Source organism: Erysipelothrix sp. HDW6C (genome assembly GCF_011299615.1).
Classification (GTDB): Bacteria; Bacillota_I; Bacilli_A; order Erysipelotrichales; family Erysipelotrichaceae; genus Erysipelothrix.
In genome coordinates this window covers 406,505-426,827 of the sequence record NZ_CP049861.1, presented here as the reverse complement: position 1 = coordinate 426,827, position 20,323 = coordinate 406,505, and the positions used below count along the sequence as shown (strand labels likewise).

At 38.1% G+C, this 20,323-nt stretch carries 12 protein-coding genes and 1 pseudogene; all 13 read right to left on the bottom strand.

Annotated elements, in window-relative coordinates:
• Nucleotides 1–13: 13 nt before the first annotated feature.
• The 13 genes and pseudogenes from G7062_RS02055 to G7062_RS01995 all read right to left on the bottom strand — a co-directional run bounded on the left by G7062_RS02055 (nucleotide 14) and on the right by G7062_RS01995 (nucleotide 20,292).
• Nucleotides 14–7,879 carry an SdrD B-like domain-containing protein gene (locus G7062_RS02055; RefSeq protein ID WP_166064259.1) on the bottom strand — a complete coding sequence of 2,622 codons (7,866 nt, stop codon included), beginning with the start codon at nucleotides 7,877–7,879 and terminating at the stop codon, nucleotides 14–16.
• 156 nt (nucleotides 7,880–8,035) lie between these two features.
• Nucleotides 8,036–8,512: a hypothetical protein gene (locus G7062_RS02050; RefSeq protein ID WP_166064258.1), complete on the bottom strand. Its 477-nt coding sequence runs from the start codon at nucleotides 8,510–8,512 to the stop codon at nucleotides 8,036–8,038.
• A gap of 1,255 nt (nucleotides 8,513–9,767) precedes the next feature.
• Complete coding sequence (locus G7062_RS02045) at nucleotides 9,768–10,343, bottom strand: DUF4352 domain-containing protein (RefSeq protein ID WP_166064257.1); 576 nt, start codon at nucleotides 10,341–10,343, stop codon at nucleotides 9,768–9,770.
• Between the two features lie 139 nt (nucleotides 10,344–10,482).
• Nucleotides 10,483–11,337 carry a hypothetical protein gene (locus tag G7062_RS02040; protein ID WP_166064256.1) on the bottom strand — a complete coding sequence of 285 codons (855 nt, stop codon included), beginning with the start codon at nucleotides 11,335–11,337 and terminating at the stop codon, nucleotides 10,483–10,485.
• A 358-nt stretch (nucleotides 11,338–11,695) separates the two neighbouring features.
• Nucleotides 11,696–12,214 carry an HdeD family acid-resistance protein gene (locus G7062_RS02035; protein WP_166064255.1) on the bottom strand — a complete coding sequence of 173 codons (519 nt, stop codon included), beginning with the start codon at nucleotides 12,212–12,214 and terminating at the stop codon, nucleotides 11,696–11,698.
• Nucleotides 12,204–12,530, bottom strand: a complete 327-nt coding sequence (locus G7062_RS02030) for a DUF898 family protein (protein WP_166064254.1) — start codon at nucleotides 12,528–12,530, stop codon at nucleotides 12,204–12,206. The genes G7062_RS02035 and G7062_RS02030 overlap by 11 nt, the downstream gene beginning before the upstream one ends.
• Before the next feature lie 16 nt (nucleotides 12,531–12,546).
• Nucleotides 12,547–12,846, bottom strand: a complete 300-nt coding sequence (locus tag G7062_RS02025) for an MFS transporter (protein WP_166064253.1) — start codon at nucleotides 12,844–12,846, stop codon at nucleotides 12,547–12,549.
• A gap of 32 nt (nucleotides 12,847–12,878) precedes the next feature.
• A complete protein-coding gene (locus tag G7062_RS02020; RefSeq protein ID WP_166064251.1) occupies nucleotides 12,879–13,829 on the bottom strand; it encodes a choloylglycine hydrolase family protein in 951 nt (316 codons plus the stop codon).
• 219 nt (nucleotides 13,830–14,048) lie between these two features.
• Complete coding sequence (locus G7062_RS02015) at nucleotides 14,049–14,537, bottom strand: hypothetical protein (protein ID WP_166064250.1); 489 nt, start codon at nucleotides 14,535–14,537, stop codon at nucleotides 14,049–14,051.
• Nucleotides 14,538–14,724: 187 nt separating this feature from the next.
• A complete protein-coding gene (locus tag G7062_RS02010; RefSeq protein ID WP_166064249.1) occupies nucleotides 14,725–15,339 on the bottom strand; it encodes a hypothetical protein in 615 nt (204 codons plus the stop codon).
• 106 nt (nucleotides 15,340–15,445) lie between these two features.
• The gene (locus G7062_RS02005) at nucleotides 15,446–18,364 is read right to left on the bottom strand and encodes an InlB B-repeat-containing protein (RefSeq protein WP_166064248.1); all 2,919 of its coding nucleotides are present in this window, start codon (nucleotides 18,362–18,364) and stop codon (nucleotides 15,446–15,448) included.
• Between the two features lie 777 nt (nucleotides 18,365–19,141).
• Nucleotides 19,142–19,600: pseudogene (gene tnpA / locus G7062_RS02000) on the bottom strand (IS200/IS605 family transposase).
• 155 nt (nucleotides 19,601–19,755) lie between these two features.
• The gene (locus G7062_RS01995) at nucleotides 19,756–20,292 is read right to left on the bottom strand and encodes a hypothetical protein (protein WP_166064247.1); all 537 of its coding nucleotides are present in this window, start codon (nucleotides 20,290–20,292) and stop codon (nucleotides 19,756–19,758) included.
• Nucleotides 20,293–20,323: the final 31 nt, after the last annotated feature.

Sequence of the window (20,323 nt, the reverse complement as noted above, 5' to 3'; positions counted from 1 at the left end):
TATTTGGATTATCTTATGGCTGAATTGAATCTTCAACATACTCTGTATTTGTCGGAACAAGATCCTTCACAATCAATCCGTTCAGTGTTTCTTGTCCTGTATTTGTAATTGTAATCGTATATGTAATTGTATTTTTTGTTGCATCACTACCATCAACCAAGGTTGGGTTTGTCTCGTTTGTATCTGGTGTTGCAGATTTTACGATTGTATAGGATGCTTTTTGTTTGTGTACAATTTCATTTGTTTCTTTAAGTTCCGGATCACCCGTTGTCTTGTAGAATGCGCTATTGACAATGTCACGTTCGCTCTCTGATTGCAATGGATTCACGCGTACTTTGAAGCTGTAAGTTCTCACAACATCTTCAGTTTCAGGATTGTTATTGACCTTACCTGGGATGGTATCATTCCAAGTTATGACTTTTGAATCTGTGTTATAGGTTCCTCCTGCAGTAACACTATTCGTGATATACGTTGTATTAGCAGGAATTGCATCCGTCAATACAAAACCATTAATTGATTCTGTAGCGGTATTTGTAACTGTAATGGTATATTCAATAATTTTACCACCATCAACATAATCCGCTGTGACATTGCTTGATTTATTAACTGTAAATCCATACTTTTGTTTATGAACTGTTTCGTTGGAATCTTTCCATGCTGCATCTGTTGGTAATTTTGCTTTTGCAGTATTCGTTATTTCACGAACATCATCACCAATATATGCATCTGGAATAACTGTGAATTCAACATATGCCGACTCCCCAGATTTTAATCCACTAACCGACCACTTCATAAGATTTGGATCTGTATCGTCAGTTGTGAATGTTACACCCGTCTTCGCTGTAAATCCAATTGTTCCTGCACTGTAAACAGTATTCGTAGGAACAGTGTCTTGGATGCTCAGATTTTGTAGGTCATCACTTCCTGTATTCGTTATTTTCACACTGTATTTTAGCGGCTCGCCACCATTCACGAATGATCCCGATGCTGGATCGGCGCTTTTTTCAATCGTGAAATTTGCGTCTTGCTTATGTGTAATTGTGTTGGTGTCTTTTGTCGAGACATCATCAGACAACTTGTACTGTGCGGTATTCGTAATTAAACGAGGTGCATCTTTTGGCGTAATCGTTGTGAGTGCATCGACCGTAACTTTGAATGAGACAACCGCCTTATTAAGTTCACCAGATTTGATGCCATTAACGACCCACTTCAAGTTTGTTGCGCCTTCGGTCATTGTAGTATCGGTCATATTCGAAGTCATACTTCCTGCCACAATTTTCGTGTTTGCAGGGATTACATCTTCGATTTCAAACCCATTGATTGTTTCACTACCTGTATTAATAACGGTAATGAAGTACTCAATAACTTGACCACCTTTAACTGTAGCACCATCAGCCGGATTGCTTGATTTCGCAATTGTATAACTTAAATCTTGGTGATGTTCTACTTTATTAGAGGTTTCTTCCTTAGTATCATTCAACGTTGCCTTCGCTTGGTTTTCAATGATGTTGGTTCCAACTTCACCGAAACTGTCTACGGTAACTTTAAATGTTAAGGTTGCTTTCGTACCATCACCCGCAAGATCTGATAGTGTATAGACTACCTTTTCACTTCCAACAGTTGCATCGTACGCTTTGACTGTTTGACCTTCAATTGAAGATGTCATTGAGTCTGCAACATACTTTGTTCCCGCTGGAATTAAATCTTCAACAACAACTTTCTTTGCATTGTCCTTACCAATGTTTGTAACGACCAATGTATAAGTAATTGTGTCACCGCCATTAACAGTTTGACCTGTTGTTGGATTGCTCGATTTCACGATAGTTATCGCTGGTTCGGCAATGTAGTGATGTGTTTCATTTGATTCTAGGTTTACTTCTGTTTCTTTATAAACCGTTTCATTTTTCACTAACGTTGGTTTGCCATTGGCATCCCATGCTGTTTCTTTATATGTTAGCGATTCTTTTTGTACGTCTGTCATGGATGCGATGTTATCAATTAATTTGATGTAACTTGTGGTCTCACCCGTTCCAGTTATTGCTGTCATATCTGTTTTAACTCTAAATTTAATATGAGCTTCCTCATTTGGACTCATGTTATTGAGTGTCCATTTAAGGTTTGTGGTCGAACCGCTGTTGAAACTCTGTGTTGCCGTTGTTCCTGGCAGACTTGTTCCAACATTATTACTATCATAGAAACTTACATTTTGTGTTCCTGTGAAGGTTGTTCCTGCTGGAACAACATCTTCAACATTGATGGCGCCACTCTTTGTTCCTGCAGCACCTGTATTCTTAACAATTAATGTATATTCGATTTCTTGTCCAAGACCTGCTTGGATTGGATTTCCTTCAGTTCCGTTATTGACAGATCCCGGTAATCCATTGACTACGAGTGCTGATTGTTTTGCAATGCTTGCACTGCGTGAGACTACTTTGTGATACACCTCATTTGAAGGGTAATCATAGTCTTCACCTGTAATCTTCGCAAATGCTTGGTTCTTTACTGCTAACTCATTAGAGCCAACAGGTAATTTCCCAACCACCGCTTTAAATGTAAATGTTGTTGTTCCCACTGGGATATTTACCCCTGTACCAACGATATCGTTCCAGGTAATGGTACGCGCTGCTACATTATAGCGGGAATCTGGAAGTGTTTTGGATGTTGCACTTCCGGGTAATTTATACGAGATACTTCCAGGTACAAAGTTCATACCTACAGGAAGTTTATCCGTTACTACGACACTATTTTGTGCTGATTTTGGTGAATGTACCGAAACAGTATAAGTAACGACATCACCTTCTTTTAGTTCTGCAGGACTTGATTCCGTCCCTCCATCTGGAGTACTTGTCTTCTCTACATAGAATTCTGAATGAACTCCCATATCAAGATAGTTTGCATTGAAATCTGCTTCACGCATATCTGCAAGTGCTGGTAAAACTATGTCTGAGACAACAGCACTCGTTAATTGATCCCCGGTATAGTTACCGACTGCATCATTATTTAAACTCGTCGATACTCCTGGCGCTCTTAACTCAGTGACAGTGTAATCATTAATACTTGTTCCACCATCGACAAAATATACATTGTATGTTCCCTCTTTTAGGTTGGTGAATGAGTATCTACCTGCACTATTTGTATATGTTACTGGAATAGGTGATCCAGTTACGTCTGTGGTTACGAGTTGACCTTTATCATCACGAAGTTCAACTTTTACTCCAGATAGTTTTTTCTCTGAAGCATCTTGTCTTCCGTTTCGATTACTGTCAATCCAAGCCAATCCAGAAATTGATCTTCTTGCCACTTGTGATCGTACTGGAGTCGCCATTAATGGTTGCGTCGATGTTCCACTTACAACAGACGAATCATTTCCGTATATATTCGCTGGTGCATTCCCGGTTATTTTTAGATGATAGGTAATTTTCATTCCAGCCATCGCATCTAGATTTCCCTCAACGATGAATCCCTTCATTTGAGTTCCAGAAATACTATAGGTATAAGTCTTACCACTTCCCGATCTTGAGGCAGTTAACCATCCTGTCGTATTAACATTTGATGCATTAATATTTTGATTTCTAATATCCATGGAATTCGTATACCTAATTTCCATTGGATTCATTGGAGCAGTTGGCACTTTTGAATACTCAATTGTGATTTTATCAACATAATAACTTCCTTCGAAGTTTGTACGTCTTCCGTCACCATTATATGGTAGAATATCCAATAATTTTACACTACCAAGTACATTGGTTGACGAGTTTGCGTATGTGATATTAAAGCCAACATCCTCACCAATTTCGACAACATCTTTTTCAACACTCTTAACAAATTGCGTTGCACCAGTTTTCTTAACAGATGCAGATACACTGTATCTATTATTATTGTGATCATTCAATGCTCGACCATCACCTGTTGCTCTAACTTCTACAGTGTTATTAAAACTGTAGTTATTTATAACATCTTTTGATGGATCATTAACATCTCCAATTGTTGCTTTAAAATGAATTGTTTCTAAGTCAGAATCGACTTTAACATTTGAAAATTTCCATGTAAGTACTTGTCTTATTTTTCCTTGATCAGGATGTCCTGACACGACATTTCCATTGCCATCGTAGTGTACATATGGCTCTGTTGTTACTACGGGTTCAAATGCATAGCCTCCCGACACTGTCCCAGATCCACCTATTGATTCATGTGGTGTATAGTCTCCACCAATAGAAGTTGATCCAGGTATGTATGTTATATTGGGTGGAAGCTTATCAGTAATTGTGACATCACCATACTCAACATTACCCTCTGAAGCCTTGTTATCTGCATATTTATACGAACTATCAATTGCATAGTCGACCGTACGTTTTCCAGTATCAAGGTCAAAAATATATCCTGATGCTTCTGTTCCTTGATTTTGTTCGATTTTCTTTGTTACCGTAGTTTCTTTACCCACAATTAGTAATGATTGTCCTGATTGATATCCACCTGCATGACCACCAGCAAGGGCACCATTTTCAGAATATAGTTGTGGGGAATAGTGAGCCTGAGACAGTGTTCCGCCTGGATTTCTTTCTCCATTAATTTTCCATAATGTTGGTTCAATTCCAAAATTAGTTGGATTACTTGGATCATTTCCTAACATTGTCTTCGACATTTCTATAGGTCGCGTTTTGTCCCAAGCTCTAAAAGAGTTACTTGTAGTATAAACTACACCTGTTGGAGTATCTGCTGGAATATTCATAAAGTAACTGAAGCCCCAACGTGTTGTCGGAACAATTGGATTTACATTGTCGCGATACTCATATAGAAGCGCAACGGCTGTATAGCCAGCATTGTGAAGCTCATCAATTGAAGAAAAATAAATTAAATCTTCTTCCTTGGCATATTCCATTTCATCGAAATTATCCCATCCTTGATTATTAATATTTGGCTTTGCACCATACAAGACTTTAACCTTATTCAAGTCTATGTTTGTGGCCGAGGTTGTCATCCTATGTAGTCTTGATACCCTTCCATCTGTTTCGTTGGTTGGGACAAATCCTTTATCATCAAATTTCTGTAGTAAATTAAATGATGTTAATACTTGATCCTCATCTCCTCTATCATAGTAAATATGACTCCACAGTTGGATATCTTGGTCTGGATATGTCCAGGAGTCACCCATGGCATAATTGGAGAAGTATGTTGGGACTGATGACCAACCTGCGTGATCTTTTGGCGAGAAGAAGTTTAACTTAGATACTCCTCCTTCAGGGAACATCTCTACTCGAAGTTTCACTCGATCATCCGTTGTCTTCATTTGAGTTTTCACTGATTTCCCACTGCTTGAGGTTGCATTTAGGTTTTTGATGTTCATATCAATGTAATAGTCTGTACTCTCAACTACACTCTCAGGCATTTGATTAAGTACCATAAAATAACCAGCACTAAAACTACCAACATTTGCACCCATGTCAGCATCTGGTGCATTCGCAATATAGTTTCTGTCAGGAAATCTCATCATATCATCATCAAATTTATAGTCTTTGAATGTAACATTGATTGTATTTCCATTTTGAACCATTGAAACATTTCCTGGGGTATTGTATATCTGACTTGTATCCGTAGCCGTCGATTTTCCTGCATACGGAGCTGCGTTTATTGCAGTCAATGCGTTAACACTTCCTAAGAACATGTTCCGTTTCAATTGTCCATAATAACTCCCCGTAGCAACATTCATTTTGTAATCCCATAGTAATGGTTGAAGATTTGCCGGTGTTGGAGATTCTGCTGTTGCTGATACTGCTTTTTGCGTATATAGCATATCGACATCAAATGAGAAGTCCCCACTTGGTACCTCTACACCTTTGAGGCCTTTTGCACGATTGTCATTGTAGAGTTCTATAGTCAATGCGTAGCCGAACGCACGACCGTGCTTGCTGTTTCCATTTTGACTTTGTGATATCTCACCACTTGTAAAATCAAAGAACCCTTTTTGGTTTGCGTAAGTTGCTGTTTTGATTTTTACGTTATATTTTGGAGCAGCTGATACAGTCAATTCTTTTGATACAGTCTTTTTGACATCAGGACCATTCTCAGTTTCATTGTTTCCATCTAACCAATACTCAAATTGGGGTGTGATTTTCGTTTTATCTGTTGCCCCTTTTACTTTTAAGTAAACCGGAATTGTTTTAGAACCATTAATTGGTGGTTGCCCATCTGAACTTTTCTGAATGAGTATTTTACCCGTCAACACTTGTTTTCCAGGAGTACTCTTATCTAATTTAACGTCTTTGATTTCTGACATCGCATCAAGATCAAAACTTGCAGTATCAAAATCAACCGGAAGTGTATATCTTATATGAACATAACCTTGGTCAAATGACATGTAACTCGATCCTTCACGAATATTCATCTTCACTTCAATATCATAAGTAACATTATCGAAACTTCTAACTATTCCGTTTGCATCATTAGAGTCATTACCAGGTACATCGTCTGCATCCCAGGGACCACTACCATCAATTGTCTTAAGAATTGTTGCCTCTGTTATGATTGCTTCGTTCGGGGCATCCCATAGATTCCCACCTGCAATCTCTCCGATTGGTTTCAAGTTCTTTTCTTCATCAACCAAATCTATTTTAATTGGGTTGCTTGAAACGTTTCCAAATTCATCTGTCTCGTAGAAATCATAATCTGTTCCATTTAGCGTTCCATAAACCCGGTATCTTCCCGTACCATTTCTATCTGTGTAACTATAGAAACCTGATCGCTTCGTAATTGTATCTATGTCATCTTTAGGATTCGGGCCTTGGTAGAACGACGGTACAGTTATCGCAGTCCCTTCAATGAAGCCGTCCTTTGAAAGATTAATGAATTCCACATTAATATCTTTAATTTTCGCTAACAAATGATTTCCGGTATTGATTGGAACCACTAGTTGACCATGCTGGTCAATGTCGTACCAACCTGCGGATCCAATACTGTCATCAACATTCACTACCTCACCAAATGCACGATAAACTACTTTCTCTGCGTTTGATGTATATGAATAGACATCATATCCTAGAATTCCTGTTAGCACGGTGTCTTTCACAAATGTGGATGATGTAGGAATCGTTCCAATGTATGATTTACCTTTAAAATCAAATGGTGCTGTAGTTTTATATTCAGAAATCAAATCAATTACATTTTCCGACTGTAACTCAGCGTATTGGTTCATTGGATAGAAGCCTTTGTTTGCTCCACTTACCATACCATAGGCACGGTATTCTGTACGCCCTAATCTATTAATATATGTATAAATTTGTATGTTTTCTGGACCAACTTTTGCATATTCTGAATAGTATGCAGGAATGTTTTCAGCTGGTGTAACTTCTGAGAAGTCTCCTGCTGCAAAGTTAGTTGGCTTTCCTGCCTCTTCTGAAGTAGGTGGTACTTCAGTATTTGGTGTTTCTTCTATAGGATCAACTTCTGTAGTAGGAGCTTCCGGTGTTGGAGACACCTCTTCTAGTATTCTTTGATCCTCGGTAGATTTTTTATCATCCGCTACTTTAATGCGGGTTTCTTCAACTGTTTTAAATTCTTTATCAATTTTGTAATATCCTTCATTTACACCATTGTATGTTCCATAGACACGATATTCGTCTGTGCCATCAAATTGTGTAAAGTGGTAAATCATTTTTGCAACATCTGAGCTTATCCAATCAGCATCGATTTTATCTTTGCCTTCATTGATAAACTTATAGAAGTCTGGTACATCTTCTTTTGTAACTTCTAGTATTTCTTCAAAACCTCGATTATTCGTTTCGTCTGCATAGGTTGGAGATAAGCCGAATGTTCCAAGTATAATTGCTGTTGCAACAAGTAAGGAAAAGAGTTTCTTTCCTAATTTTGTTAGTGTTGCCTTCATGCAGGCTCCTTTCATTCAATTGCTTTATTTCTTTAATTCATTCAGTAATCATCAGTAATTTGCCCAGTTTCAATAAAGTCCGCAGTTTTCAGTATTTTCCATAGATTCCAATAAGTTATTTTTTAGTTTTTATAGTTTAGTTTATATGATATTAAATCATTCAAATAACGCCGTTACGATATCTTCTTTAATTCTTTCGACATCTTCAGTGTTTATACTATTAAACACCTTCACATCACCATTCTCATTCACCACAATAATCGCTGGCCAGCGATCACCGCTTAATTGATTGGGTGATAAATGCACAAAAAACTCATCCAAACGCCGATGAACCAAAGTCGAGAAATCATCTGATTTTAAATCGTAGTAGTAGGACGTGATATCCTTATCACTCATAACTTCTTCAAACGCTTCAATTAGAAGTTGTGATGACATTGAGTCTGTGAATCCAAATGTATAGTAACCCTGCTCGAGATTTTTCAATTTTAAGGTTGACTCTACATAGTCACTGTCAATGTAGTGATGTTTCTTTGAAAGATTCTCATAATCCTTCATATCTGCTCTGTTGTCTGTTTGAGTAGAACAGCCAACTATTAACAGCACGAGAAGTACTAAAGAGAATATTTTTCGCATATTCCTCTCCTCCTTTTGTGCCATTAAATTATTACATATATAGAAATGATCAAATATTTAAGTGTGCTCAAACGACGTATTTTCGTAACAAACGACACATTACGCACATAATCTTTACAATATTGTTAATATAAATGACTATTATGTATTTTTCTTAATCTAATTCTCGCCCTTTATATAGTCTAGAAAACTACGCAAAAAAAAAGACAAGTTGGCCGACCTGTCTTTCTTTCTCTCTAGTGCTACACCAGAGTTGTATTGAGTTTGTTTTGAATGTTGTTTCCGTTGCAACGCATTCAATTCCAGGGAACAGCTTGGATCATGTTCTCCGAATCACTTTGTCACTTCCAAGTTGTGACATTGTGGATTTTGTTGTTTCAGTTCCAATACTCAATTCATTCCCGCCACGTTTCCATTGTAGCGTTCGAGATTTGGTTTATAGTGGTACATATTTCAAGCAACTCAGCTCTCGATACTGAGCCACTGAGTTATATACCAATAATGTGCGAGAATTAGAATTTCTTCGCATAGATATGATATAACACATCACCGTACTGTGCCTCGATTTGTTCCGTAATGTACCTTCGATGTCATTAACCAAATTTTTTAGCATTAATACTATACTTAACCGCGCTTTTCCTTAACTGATTCTTAATATAACACATCGATTCTTTTTGATATTCTACAAAAAAAGACAGGTTGGCCGACCTGTCTCTTTCCCTTTTGCAAAATAACTCCTAAACTCTGCACGTTTGATGCATTATCCTCGATACCAACTGATCATTTTAGACGTCAAGCTTGGTTTTATCAGTCCAATCACATTCTACTTCCAAGTTGTAGTTTGTGTATCATTCAATCTCGAATTTGAAGCATCATTTGTTCATTGCTCACTTGTTGCATTGCATAAAGTGTTTGTTTTGTATCATGCTGTTTATCCAATCAATCTCGAAATCGATCAGATACTCAGACACTCACAGAACGCCCATTGCTACAGAATTCCTTGTACTGTTGGCAATGAGTGCGAGATTCTAAAAATCATCGCTTGTAAAGTATAGGATAATATTACTCCCTCTTTTACGATTTGTCGCAAACTTTCTACTTGATGTCACCAACAGAATATAATTCCATTTTTTCTCTGTTTTCATCATGATTTCCACATCGTTTCTTAACACGATTAGGATTTTTGCTTAAAATACATTTTGCATTTCATAAAAAAAGGAGAGCGAATCGTGATTCATTCTCCTTGCAATTGTTATTACTTAAATTCGACGAATAATTCGTAGTATTGTGTATCATCAATACGATTCTCTTTCTCAAATGATAAGAGGTAGTTTCCCTCGATTTCTGCATCAGCTTGATCGACGTGGAAGAATATTGCAACATCTTTTGTTTCTCCAGGTTCAATTGAATCGGAGTGTGCTGCACCCTTCAAACCAAATTCATCAACCATCTCGTAGCCACCTGCTTCGATATCGTCTTCAACAAAGAGTAGTACATCATGGACCCATGCGCCATTCATCGTGTCGACGAGTTTTGCGCTCTCCTCACCATTATTTGTTACTGTAAAGTAGGTTGCAATAAATGTGCTACCGTCTGCTGGTGTGAAGTATTCTTTTCCCATTCCTGTAATACGATTGGTAACTTTGTATCCGTTCATTGTTACTTCAAGTGTTCCGTATTCGGCTTTGTTCCCAAATGGTACAATTGTGATTCCTGCTTCGATTTCATATGGTACTTCAATTGTTTCAGGTTTAATCATGGATTCACCACTTGAACACCCCACCAACGCAAGTGTCATCAAAACACCGATAAATATGTTTCTAATTTTCATTTTCAGTCTCCCATTTAATATCAACTTACTATATCAAATTATAAGTTATTTAGTCCTTCTATGGCTTAATGGGCTGAAATTTGTCATGAACATACAAAAAAGACCCCGCAGGGCCCAATCCTCATATTATAGAAGAGGATTAAATTCTCACCAACGTTATGACCAAGTCAGTGACATTGACATCATAGCAAGTTTTTATCATAAGATTGAAATTTGTTCCAACGTTCTGCCATAAGCTCGAATTCGAGTCATAGTAGTCATTGACGGATGCGACAGTTTTAGACTGTACCTGATAGCTAACGGTTTCACCACTAGCATAATGTAAAGTCACTGTATCCCCTACAGCCGTATTATACACAAGGACACCTGCTGCGTAGTTATGCGCAAAGAGTACATCCATTGTTGTAGCGTACGTAACCCCATTCCACATTCCAAAAGCCTCTGGATTGTTGTCAATGAAATTTTGAGCGACACCTGTATCCACTGCAAGTTGGCTAAAAGGATAGTAGGCACCATTGTGCTCTATGTATTGTTGGTATGCTGGCGCAACTGCTGTTGGAGCAGGTGTACCAGTTGATACTGGTTGTATTGTTGTTTCTTGAACACTAACTTCTTGAGTGACAACTTCCTCTTCTGCGGCTTGTCTTTCAGCAATTTTATTTAAAGCGTGTTCATTGATTGGATTCCAGTATTTGTTCATTGAGTTTCGGACGTTTGTATCCATGTCACGTAATTGCAGAACTTGATCTAAGAGTTTTATACTTTTACTTTCACCAAGTGTTATGCTTGTTCCGTTTGCTTGGATACTGTGATTGTTATTGAGATTACTTTTCTCTAGGATTGACGAATAACCTTTACGAATTTGTCTTTCCTTTTCTGATAGTCCTAGACTCTGACCTCTAGGCGCAGTGCTATCAGCGTAGATTGTCGTTCCGATTGAAGCGACACTTAAAACTGTGACCAAAGCCACAAATATCTTCATATATTTCTTCATAATGTTACATCCCCGTCTTTGCATGTGATATGTCAACGTGCGCACGTCTTCACATCTACTAAGCGTTGCAAACAGCTTGTTATCTTCATCTTCTGTTTGAAGATGTACACATAATACAACGCCCGGTTGTGATGCACAAAGACATTGACTGGTGGCAGCAACTGAATGGATTCTAAATATACATTTTGTTATTCGCACCGATAATCGAGCTCTTGAACTCGCCACTTATTTTAAAGTGTGAAGTTCATATTAATTTATGCATTGTAAAAACGAAGTAATTTATACAACATGTCACGTGTTTTCTGCAAATGAAAAGCCGCTAAATTATTAGCGGCTTGAAGACTCTGATAACGTCTCGTTACATTACTTTTGTTACTTTACTGATTCCCGTAACTATAAATGCAAATCCCAGCGAGAATACGAGGAATCCTTCTGCCCTTCCAGGATTGAATAAGAGATTAATACCATAAACGATAATAATAACATCCAGAATGATTGTTAGAATCTTCGCCCATCCGCCTCCTTTAATACTAAGGACAAATTGCAGTTGGAGCATTGAATCCAAGATGATCCAGAACACTAAGAGATAGGATAGTACTAGTGTGTTGCGAATGAAGTCACCAAAGAGAAACATGAGACCTAAAAGAAGCAACAATAGTCCGTCGACAAAGCTTACGTTTGCATCGGGATGATTTCTAAATCGGAACGCATTTACTAATGATAGAATACCGGATATCGTTACGACCCACCCCATAAGTAATGAAAGTGAGGCCAATGTCGTGATTGGATTATTAATCATTAGTATCCCAAATACTACATATACGATTCCACTTAGTGCTGATACAATCTTAGTCCATACTGTGCTGTTATTCTTCATATGTGTCCTCTCCTTCGATTAATACTGTATTTTCAACGCGCCATTCGATAATTCTCACTCTGACTACAATTGCATAAATACCAAGCGTTACCACTGTTAAGAGCCACCAAAGAAGCCAATGGCCAAACAAGTCCATTGCGGTCCCCGTAAATCGGAATCGCTTGCCTCCAATGACTGCATTTTCTGATTCCCATTTATAGGTTCGCACCAAGACCCATGGTGTACCAAAACCAAACGTGATTGCTGCAATCAAGATATTTACCAATTGAAGCTTTACATAGGACCAAACCGTTCCTTCAAAGTACGAGCGTCTCATATTTTATTCTCCTCCTTTAGTCTTTCTTTGTATTGTTAGAGCGACGTTTCAAGTAAAATAATACGCCGTATACTACCACTACTGCACCAATTGCTGTAAAGATTAATGTTTGCCATGACCCAAATACAACAACCGCAATATAGTTTACGAGTGATAGAATAATTCCCAACATCCCCATAATGATGTAAAAACTCTTGGGTTCTACCTTTAATGTTTTAGAAATGAAGTTGCTTGACTTTTGAAGATAATATCCCCCGCCAATAATCAGGCATGTAACCAAAATAACAACCCAGTTTATACTAAAAAATCTTCCCATATAAATTCCCCTTTTTCTGTTTTATTCATAAATTAAATAACTTTAATAATTTCACGTGCATCCAGATCGTAATCCTGTAGTTTTACGACATGTGTTGTGAAATCATCATATAACTTATAATAATATGTCTGTGTCGTTGCGACCATAAAGGACATATACTGTGTATAGTCTATTGTGTTACGCTTCGTAATGACACTCCCTTTTGGAATATCAACGCCATTAAGTATGTGTGAAGCAGCTATAACCATATCTCGCTCGGTATCAGTCTTTTTGGCACTGAGCTTGGTATAAAGTGTCTTAATGAATCGTGAAGGCGGTGTGAGGTCTCCTGGTACACCAAACGTTCCACTTCCTTGACCAAACGGTTCGAACTCTTGACCAAACAGCGTCCGCGACTCAACTTGAACTGGATCCAAGCCAATATAATTTCTAACATTTGTAAGATGCCATGCATAATCAGGGCTATTGGTAAGAACACCAATTTTATTTTCATGTATCTCAATTCCACGAATTGTTGGTTCTACAATAATTGCATTTCCACTGATATCTTGAAATGACCAATGAAGTGGCGGTGTTGTTCCCAAAAATTCAAGTTCAACTCCCGATACTGCATGTTCTGCGATAGCGTCTTTTACATCATCAATCGTCTTGCATGTTGCCAACATCCACATGATATATTCGTGTGGAGCCAACGCATTTACATCTTCAACAATATCATCATAATGAGCATAGCCTGCGAAGTATAACGCCGCTCCCGATAATCCGAATTCATTAACGCCATCTGCAATTGTATAAGAACCAATATTCTTACCCAATCCTGCAAAAGCATAATGGTTCTCGAGTGGTGAATCTTTCAATGCAAATTTCATTGGATAGTTTCGCGGAATAATTAGCATCTCCGGTTCAAGTTCAAATGAGAAATCCATCGTTCGTGCTAACAAGTAATCGCCATTATTATTCTTCAGTGTAATGTTTGTACACATAATAAGTCCTCCTCGTATTTGATTGATATTTCTATTTGATCCAAGTTCCCTTGGGTCACGCTGTCAATGTCGCCCCCTTTCCTTAATTATAAGACAGACTGTATTTCTTTTCTTGAAATTAGCGATTCTCCACACAAATATCATATGCATTTAATGTTTGCGTGAATTTACAAAAAAAAGATGCAGATTTTCTGCACCATCTCTAAGAATGCTTATCTATTAATGTGCTTTTCTTAAATTTATTTGAGCAAGGTGATTGTTATACACACGTTCTCGAACAAATACACGATGTGTCATTTCCTTATCGATAATTTCGACTTCTCTAACATGAGGATCAACAAAATATCGCAGAACCAATATTGTTACAATCAGCATTAAAACAATGATAACAGGTGCTAAGATTGATTCTGTCATTTTATATGAAGCATCATTAAAACTATTCGTGATAGCAGCAATTGTTCCTTTTCCTCCGGAACTGTAAACCTTATCGACTTTTGATCCATTGAGTGCGATAATCAACAGTATCATTAGAATAGATAGAATCGACACAGCCCCACCATGGAGTTTCTTACCACTTGATTTTACATCAATGATTTCCTCAGCTTTTTTTGTATCGACATATTCTTGAGATGTCTTGGCATCAACTATTTTTCCATCATCCGTAAACTTCACCGGGATTTGTTTATCATCAACAATATAGTAATTCATAATTATCTCCTTTGTTTTGACATCCCCGAGTCTGCATTACTATTCCATTCAACATCCATAAAACGATGTCTTGTCGTTATATCTTAACAAATTTCGCGCATTGTGTGCAATTCCACTCATTTAACAATCGTCTAAATTGCCAAATCATTAACATTGAATCAATGTCATATTGCATGATTATTAACTTTCAAATATTTGAAACAAGAATCTGTTCTACACATTGTCGGTATGATAATCTGTTAAATTCAAACGATGGGACATCGTACCACTCAATATTTTCCTGATTATTCATATACACAAAGTGATAATTCCACAATCGCATTGACTCTTCATACGGCCAATTTGCGCAAATCCACTGATCCCACTCTGGATTTTCCTTATCAAGTAGACGCAAATAGTCTAATGATTGGAATTGTTCATTGCTCCAGCGTGTCGTATTGCGTATTCCTGAACTTACCCATTTTTGATTTGACCAGTTCTTCGCCTTTAGGACTCCCACACGTTTCCAATATACTGTATTGTTGGTTGATTTAACGTCTGCAACAATAGTTATGCAGCTTAAATCCATATCATCGGGGCATATCAAGATGGGAACAATTCCATCAATTTGATAGCATAACAACTGCTTAATATATGCTTGTTCATTTACATTGTTCAACCCTTCCCAGGCTGACCAAAGTTGAGCTAAAGACTTGTCCGAGGTTTGCTTACTGAGGTGAATGTTTAGTGGTTCTCCATCGATATATGGCATTGAAATTTCTTGATTGTATTCAGTTATAGTTCCCTTTTCTATCTGATTCATATTGTTCACCTACTTTAACAATACTATACCATCAACACGTCCTCTAATCCTAGTTTAGTCAAAAGAAAGGCCTACCCGTCGATATGACAGCCAGGCCTTACACTAATTATTTAACTTCATTGTGTTTTTTTATAATGATAAATAACATACCAAGAGCGGCTGTTGTAAATCCTATAATTTCTAATCCTTGGCTTGCGATTCCAGTTGAAGGGAGTTTCGGACCTTGTGCGGTCCACTGTGCGTAAAGCGTAATATCCGCAGTTACTTGGATGATCTCAGCACCAGCATATGCTGTTCCAGTACCATCTGCCTTCGTGTTCCAACCAGAGAACGTATAACCCGTTTTACTTAATTTCCCAGTATTCCCAATAATAGTATATTGTGTTCCTGCAGGAACAGTAATACCATTTGGAACACTACCTGCATCTGCACCATTCCCTAAATACATAACCGACACAGATTGAATGTCAGGAATTTGCTTCCATTGAGCGTAAAGAACGGTGTTTGTATGTTGCGTCACGATATCATCCGCTTGGTAAGGTGTTCCTTTTCCATCAGCCGCTGTATTCCACCCTGCAAAGGTGAAGCCAGGGCGACTCAAATACCCAACGTTACCAAGTACACTATAGTCTGTACCTGCATCGATTGAAGAAGATACAGGTAGCGTTCCTGTAACTGCTCCGTTACCATTATAAGTTACAGTATACTGTGTGACGACCACTGGAATTTCTTCCCATTGTGCATAGAGTGTTACATTTCCAGTAAGACTGAAGACGTCGTCGGCCTTGTAGGGTGTTCCAGTACCGTTTGCAGCAGTATTCCAACCCGTGAAGGTATATCCGTCTCTTGCGAGATTTCCACTGTTTGCGAGCACTGTATAGTCGGTATCTTCTAATTGGGTTGTACCTGTTGGTACACTACCACTGGTTGATTGGTTTCCATCATATGTGACAGTATATTCAACATCCTGTTTCCATACGGCATAAAGAATCGTATTCTCAACATTGAATGGGATTGAATCACCTTCTGTGATATCCGCAACGGTTGCATCTGCAGTTGTAGCCCATCCGAGGAATGTATACCCCGCCCGTGTTGCATTAAGGGATGATCCTGTAAGTACTGTTCCCGAACCCCCATTTTCACTAATATTATAATAATTTGTAGGTTCTGTTCCTAAGTAGTATATATCACCTGTATACGCACCCATTGCATCCAATGCGAATGTTCCACCGTTTGCATTATAGTTATGAACCGCAATTTCTACTGAACCTGCATCTGTACCATTTAGTTTACCACGTTGATCGTATGCTAAGTCGCCAATCTGTCCTGCACTATCGGGACTGATTGCCCCTGTTTCATTTAATCCTGTATCAGGAGCAATCATGAGCGTTGGAACCACAATTGCATCACCTGATGATCCCGCAGTAATTACACTTCCGTTCGCCGCAAGTTGCGGTGTATCTGTACCGAACGCTTCCATATTTGTTGTATATTGAATCGTTGTTCCATTATCAAATCCGACATTCCCAAGCTTGTTGGTTGCTGAGACAATGTTTCGGTATTTTGATTCGGTATCTTCGACACCAGGACTGCTGTAAACATGATTATTTACAAATAAGTTATTCGCATATTGTCCACGTCCTGTAAGGAAACTACCACTTCCAGCAACAGCTCCACCACGTTGTCCTTGATTCTCAACATATGCATATGCTGTGTTCTCAACGAATGTATTAGAGATAAAATTTGCAGTCATGGATGAGTTAGCAAACAACTGAATTGCACCACCACTCAAACCTGCATCTCCGCCATTACCATGGGCTGCATTTTTGAAGAATGTTGAATTCTTAACAGTAAAGATTCCGCCGGATTCACGACCTTGGAACAAGATTGCTCCACCATCGTCACCCGCTTCATTGTACGCAAACGTCGAACCTTCTACTGTAAATGTTGCGTTTTTCTTCAAGTTAATGACCGCAATAGCACCACCATCACCCATAACTGTCGGGCGATTAAGGGTTGCTGTGTTCCCTTCAAAATAGGAATCTTTAATTAAGGTTTGTGAGTTATTGAGTTCTGATGTTGATGGTGCGTAGACCATTGCAATCGCACCACCACGTCCCCCAGCAACTGCACCAGCTCCTGTAGCATGATTGTCGATAAACTTGCTGTTTGTAATTGTTAAGTTACCGAGGAAATCTTTTCCTGCAATCGCACCTCCATCATAACCACCGGCATCATTTCGGTTACTTATGAACGAACTGTTTGAGATTAGAATCGTTCCTTTGGAAACTTCAATTCCCCCACCAAAAGCCCCTGAGTTATTTGTATAATAGTTGTTATTAATTGTGACATCACCGGTTGCCTGTACATACACTGATGTTGACGTATTATTTTTAAATGTTAGGTTTTCAAGTGTCAAACCTTGAACATCTCCATTAATATTTATTCCACTTACCCCAGTTCCTTGACCATCAAAGATAAAGTTACGGAACTCAAGTGTTCCTGCAGTATTACTTTGAATAAAGAATTGCTTATTTGCTGTCGGGGCATACGTTAACCCGCCACCATCAACTACGATACTATGAGCATTTGTCTTGTTGATTATGAGGTTATTCAGTGTTGTTTGATCAAAATCAGCAGTCAATACAATTACGCGATCCGCAGTTGCATTCTCAATCGCCGCTTTTAATTGAATTGCATTTGTTATTTCTCCCGTGTCCGCAACGGGTTGCACTAACTTTGTGCTCTTTTCTTCCCCTGTTGTTTCAATCGCGACTTCAAGTTGAGCAGTCTCTTCGAGCACTTCTTCCTCGATATCTTCCTCAATTATTGTTTCTTCTGTCGTCTCTTCTACTTCTACTTTAATTTCATCATCTAAATCTTCAGCGATCTCCGCATCATCAATTTCAGATTCTTGAACATCTGTTATTTCTGGCGTTACTTCTGAATTTTCGATTGCTAGTATCGGTAGCGATACACTACCAATAAGTAGGATGGAAAGCATTATCATGAATGTTTTCTTCATAAAATAGGTCCTCCTCTATTACATAACCCATTGTACAAAGAAACCATACAAAAGAGCGGAGAATGTAACAGACTGTGTGTTTTATGTAATAAACGTGTGTTTTGTTGATATTATATATTTTGTTTGTTTATAATTAAATTCAGAACTCCATAAAAAAAAGAGCAGACTGGCCAGCCTACTCTCTCTTGACTACTTAAGTAGAATTCTTATCTAATCCTCGCTCGCCACACTACTCTCCGTTCACAAGACTGCTTTGGTTGTCAGCTTATGATGGAGTCCCAGTGTTACCAACGACCTGAGACGAATTTCGTGTGTAGGCAATTCATAAACAAGTTGAGCCTATGCAACAATCCATGCTATTCGAATTCACATTTCATATTGGTAGAACTCATCGCAAGCAAGTACTCTGATTCGAGCTTGACCAGATTGTATGGCTTGCGAGATTTATTATTACATGCTGATTATATCATACGGCCCTTATATTGAATGATGAGTTTTATTAAAATTATGATTTTCTATGCCCTTAATTTGATTATGGACGACAGCAACATCATAGTATTCATTCTCATGACATGATTTTAAGTGATTCACATATCACAAATATCATTAATTTGAAGAGCTTTTCGTTACAACTCTATAAGTCTATATTCTCACATACATGGCGTGCGGTTTTCCAGTGTGATATTAAATATCCACCCGTTTTGCTGGTAGTTTTACTTATGCGGGCATAGCCATGTTATGCCCGTGGTGCTTTACAGCGCAAATGTAGACTACCTTTCACATCGAGTACTTACTACCTGTAAACGGGTCAATGTCTTCCAGCGTCAATTGCGACACGACTTTATCTTCTTTCAACTAATTTGCATTGTATTTCTTTATTTTTCTCTTTCCTGTGGTATCCAAATAATATCCTCGACACCAAAATTGTCGACTTCTATATTTGTATCTCATATTTCCCCATTTGTCATAAATCATTACACTACTTTTTCCTTTCAAAAAAACCATGACACCAGAGACACTCATTTTGGGTGGGATTTCTAAAATCATATGCACATGATCTACGCAGACTTCTGCTTCTATTATATTGATGCTTTTCCATCTACATAGTTCTCTTAATATCGCGCCTATTTCTAGTCGACGCGTTCCATAATATACCTATCTTCTGTATTTTGGAGCAAATACTACGTGATATTTACAGCTCCAAGATGTATGTGATAAACTGTGTGTATCCTTCATTGGAATCGCCTTTGAACAATTGTGAATAGTTCACAGCCTATACCTCAATAATACCAAATGGAGGTTAATTAATGAATACATCGCTAAAGCTATACGTTACCCCCAGACTATCTGGGGGTTTTTACATTCAAAAAGCATATGTTGAACATATGCCATTACTTAATTGATATCTTTGTTGCATTAATTTGCGGCGGAAATGAGCGTGTCATCATGCCATTGTATTCAATGATGAGTTCATCGTTGTTCTTAATATCTTTAATTGTTACAAGTTTTCCATCACCATTAATAATTGATGTTTCAGAGATTCGCACGATAACTTCTGGACCCACTGGCATTTCTCCAGTTTCAGTTGGTGCCACACGAATTACTTCTGTTACTTCAAGCACATTTGCCTCAAACTTAAACTTTGGCTGCAGTATCTTAATGGCCAACGGATTGATTTGCGGTGGCAATGACATTGTCATAATGCCGTTTGTTGTTACTTCAATTTCAATGCCTTCGCGAATTGATTCAACTGTTGCTGGTGTTTTATTCTCAAACTGAAACTCTGTCTTTTGTGTGTGAACAATCATCATATCGTTGTATCCCGCACTTTTCGTATCTAGCGGTACAATGCTGAATGTCCCCTCCCTTACTTCTGAAGTCACAGTTGCTCGAAACGTTTGAAGCTCCAACTTTGTATGTGTTTTCATGCACATCCCCCTTTTTCTCTATTATAATGTG